Genomic DNA, 1,728 nt, shown 5'->3' on the forward strand with positions numbered 1-1,728 from the left:
CTTTTCCAATGAAATCACCTCTATACGCTCCTAACTCTATGAAGTTAGGATTATTTTCATATAAAAGTGGCTCACTTTTCAACTGCGATGGTGGCTCAGTTTTAGCTTATCAAATACATATATTTAGAAGATGCTTGCTTCAATGCTGTTGAAGATAAAGATCTGGAATGGCTATATTTTTTGTATGAAGTGAGCGTGCAACTTAACATTACTATGCAGGATTTTAACAATACTAATTTATATAGACAAATGAAAACTGCCTACGAGGAAGTAACTCGTTAAAATATAAAATAAAAAAAGTTTGCTGTATGAATGGCAAACTGTTTTTTTGTGACTATGAAAAAAGTTCTACGGTTTTAAAATATGTACAGTGATTTATGATGTTCTAGGTTCACGCAAAGTCTATCTAAAATAGTGGCAATCGTTAAAAGTAGAACACCATTACAGAGTGTGTTTATCAAAGTTTTAGTGGTTCCATATATTAGTGTATTTTATCAAGCTGTAAAAAGAGGAAAATATAGATATTATTAGTTGATAATATTAAAGGGGTATTGAAAATTCAGAAAACTATATTGACTCTTAACTTTTAGTACTATAAAATAAAAAAACAAGTCATCTAGATGTATAGATGAAATAGAATGGTATCTTTTTAAAATATCTATAGGAGGGTAGACATGAGTAATTATAATTCTCATATTCCAAAATACGTCCAAATTGCAGATAGCTTAAGAAAAAAAGTAGATGAGATGTACAAAGAAGGTAGAGAAAGATTTTTAAGCGATGATGAACTAATAAATATGTTTAATGTCTCTAGAATGACTATTCGTCAGGCAGTTCAATTGCTTGTGGAAGAAGGTCTTTTACAACGTATCCAAGGAAAAGGTACATTTATTGTTCGAAAAGATAAATTAAAAACAGATATTGCTAAATTGGATACTTTTTTTCGAGGGTGGTACTTAAAAAACTTTAACGTTGAATTACTTTTTAGGGGATCAGTACCATGTCCAGAAGGAATAGATGTGAAATTGGGGGTAAAACCTGGAGAAGAAGTTTATCAAGTAAAACGGTTACGTCTTTCAGAGGGTATCCCAATTGTTATCGATAACCGCTACTTATTAAAAAAGTATGGTGAACAAATTACGGATGAAGAGTATGTGAATTATTCATTCTCCCATTTGTTTTTAAATAAGTTTAATATGTCCCTTACCGAAGGAGAAATTGAAATAGAAGCAGTTCTTGCCAGTCAAGAGATTTCAAATATCCTTGGTGTTTCTGTAGGCTCTCCAATTTTATATAGAAGTGTTGACTTAAAAGTAAAAGAAGATTGTGTTTTAACAGGTGCTTCTTCCTATCGTGGAGACATGTATAAATATAAATCAGTCTTAAGTTTAGAATAAGAAAAAATGAATCGATAAGAGGTGGTGGTTTTTTAGTTTATCCCATTTTGTAAGTGCTTCCATTTGTCTTAGTTAGAAAAAAACAAACATGCCCGATATTGTAAGAAGGATGAAAATTGAATCTATCACTAAATCTTATAATTCAAACTTGAAAACTATTATTTCTCAGAAAAAACCATAAATACATATTATGCAGATGATTGATTTATAAAAAGGAGCATTCCTGTTAGAAGGATTTTCAGGGTCTTGAAATAAAAAAAGCCCTCTAGTATGATGCATGAGTGTCAACAGCCATTGACCCATCATCACACAGGAGGACTCCGTCTATGAA

The 1,728-nt window shown here is 31.1% G+C and carries 1 protein-coding gene; it reads left to right on the forward strand.

Going from position 1 to position 1,728, the window contains the following annotated elements; genetic code table 11:
- The first annotated feature begins 674 nt into the window (after positions 1-674).
- A complete protein-coding gene (locus EKG35_RS20520) occupies positions 675-1,397 on the forward strand; it encodes a GntR family transcriptional regulator (RefSeq protein WP_126296404.1) in 723 nt (240 codons plus the stop codon).
- Positions 1,398-1,728 lie beyond the last annotated feature (331 nt).

Origin of the sequence: Lysinibacillus telephonicus, from assembly GCF_003966145.1 — a bacterium.
GTDB classification, from domain to species: Bacteria; Bacillota; Bacilli; order Bacillales_A; family Planococcaceae; genus Ureibacillus; species Ureibacillus telephonicus.